Source organism: Vibrio sp. 10N.222.46.A1 (genome assembly GCF_041473595.1).
Taxonomy (GTDB): Bacteria; Pseudomonadota; Gammaproteobacteria; order Enterobacterales; family Vibrionaceae; genus Vibrio; species Vibrio tasmaniensis_A.
In genome coordinates this window covers 1-2,259 of the sequence record NZ_JBFRSN010001598.1, presented here as the reverse complement: position 1 = coordinate 2,259, position 2,259 = coordinate 1, and the positions used below count along the sequence as shown (strand labels likewise).

At 45.6% G+C, this 2,259-nt stretch carries 2 protein-coding genes; both read right to left on the bottom strand.

What is annotated here, in order from left to right:
* Positions 1-74: 74 nt before the first annotated feature.
* Positions 75-1,136 carry an iron chelate uptake ABC transporter family permease subunit gene (locus AB4496_RS28350; protein ID WP_102257351.1) on the bottom strand — a complete coding sequence of 354 codons (1,062 nt, stop codon included), beginning with the start codon at positions 1,134-1,136 and terminating at the stop codon, positions 75-77.
* Positions 1,133-2,173 carry an iron ABC transporter permease gene (locus tag AB4496_RS28345; protein WP_102257352.1) on the bottom strand — a complete coding sequence of 347 codons (1,041 nt, stop codon included), beginning with the start codon at positions 2,171-2,173 and terminating at the stop codon, positions 1,133-1,135. The genes AB4496_RS28350 and AB4496_RS28345 overlap by 4 nt, the downstream gene beginning before the upstream one ends.
* Positions 2,174-2,259 lie beyond the last annotated feature (86 nt).

Below are 2,259 nucleotides of genomic sequence, written 5' to 3'. Positions count from 1 at the left end.
GGCTTACTTTATTCCCAACAAAGCTTAATGTAAAGCATTCTCATTTGTGTTGATTGAGATATGTGTACCTATGCTTAAAACTGGCGAGATCGGGTCAATAGCCAAATTAAATATATGCCACCTACAATACCCGTCATCCTGCCTATCGGCACGCTTGCTTGAAAAGGCAACCATTGAATTAAAACATCCGCAGTTAAGACCAACAACGCGCCCATAAGAGCTGAGGAGAACAAGGATAATGCTCGCGACTTTCTCAATCGACCAACTAATTGAGGAGCAGCAAGGGCAATAAAGGCAATAGGCCCAGCAGCTCCTGTCGCGAATGCGGCTAAGACCACAGCAAAGAAAATCATAGAAAGACGGACTCGCTCTACTCGGATACCCAGCTGAGTTGCGATGTCATCCCCCATCTCTATCATGGCAAGCGCACGCTTTAGTATCATCATAAAAGGGAGGAGGAGAAATACCCCAATAAGTACAGGATAAACATGTGTCCATGTCCTAGCATGCAGTGATCCTGCAAGCCATAGATTAGCCAAAATGGCATTGTCTAAATTACCCTTAACTAACATCAGGCTGTTCAGCGCACTCAAAATGGACCCGACCCCAATACCAGTGAGTATTAAGCGATACCCTCCAACCACTCCTGCTTTTACCGCGAGTAAGTAAACGATAACAGCCGTGATTACTCCGCCGACTATCGCCGCGATTGCCACTTCGATAGCCCCTTGCTCAAACAAAACTATTTGAGCAATTGCCCCGGTAGCAGCCCCCGTTGTAAAGCCAATGACATCAGGAGAACCAAGAGCATTTCTTGATACCGATTGAAATACCGCACCAGAAATGCCTAACGCAGCCCCAACAAAGACCGCAGTAAGAACCTTAGGTAGTCTTATGTTAAGAATTATTCGATCTTTTACGCCCCTCTCTCCAGCCCCAAGAATGATATCGGCCACTTGAGGCAACGAGATATTAAACTTACCCAATGTCATGGAATAAGTTGCAATAGCGCAAACTGATATCAACAAAATCAAAGCGATAAGTATATGAGACGGTTGATAACAGAAAGAAAACTGACCGAAGCGTACAACACTTCCCGAGCCAGAATTTTGAAGAGTGTAAGGCTCAATCATCATAGGAGAGATATCTTCCAACGTTTCACTAAGAATACAAAGAATGGCCCGCCGATTAGAGCAATCATAATACCTACACTGATCTCATTGGGATACCCGACGATCCGGCCTAGCACATCGGCGACAACCGCCAGAATGGATGCAATCAGTAAAGAGAAAGGCATCAACCATTTATGATCCGGCCCCGCCGCCATCCTTGCAATATGAGGGGCAGTAAGACCAACAAAGCTGATAGGACCAGCCGCCGCAGTAGAGGTCCCCGCTAAAACCACAATAGCAATAGAAGCAAAACACCATATTTTGATCGGGTTAACACCTAAGGCGTGACCAATATCGTCCCCTAACGAGACAGTATCTAAGGCTTTACTTAATGAAAATGCGATTACTAATCCAATGGCTATTAACATGGCAGCCGGGATCAAGACATCGTAACCTCGCCCTTGAAATGACCCCACAGCCCAATGTCTATATTGTTCAAACACCATTTCATTGCTGTTTATTGTGATCATATGAGTCAGTGCAAGCAACACAACCGACAAAGCAGTTCCCGCCAATACAACTCTTACAGGGTTAACCCCTTTATTTACCCCAGCAAGGGCAAAAACACCCGCTCCGGAAACAGCCGCCCCAAGTAAACCAAACCACATCACATAGGCCATATCATGGATGCCCAGAAAGGCTATCGCTGAGACTATGGCAACTGTCGCCCCCGCATTGACACCGAGTATCCCAGGATCTGCTAATGGGTTACGAGTTAAGCTTTGCATGATAACGCCTGCAACACCAAGCGCACCGCCAATAACTAAAGCTAACAAGGTGCGTGGAATTCGAAGGTGGACAACCAATAGATGATCACTGTTGGTTGGATCAAAAGAAAAAATCGCATCCAAAGTCACTGCCGGCGATATGTAATGCGTGCCGATAAAAAGGCTAAAACACGAGGCAAAAAATAACAACACGACTCCCGCCATCAGCCATCGTCGTCGTTGTCCATTTCTTATCTGTTCAAATGCTTCTGCAGGACCAGCAATACTTGTCATTACGGACATCCTTTACCCATTGTAGCCATTAACCTGCATTTGTATCTCGTTCAAAAAGCTGAACAATGTCGTTAACGATTTCAGTG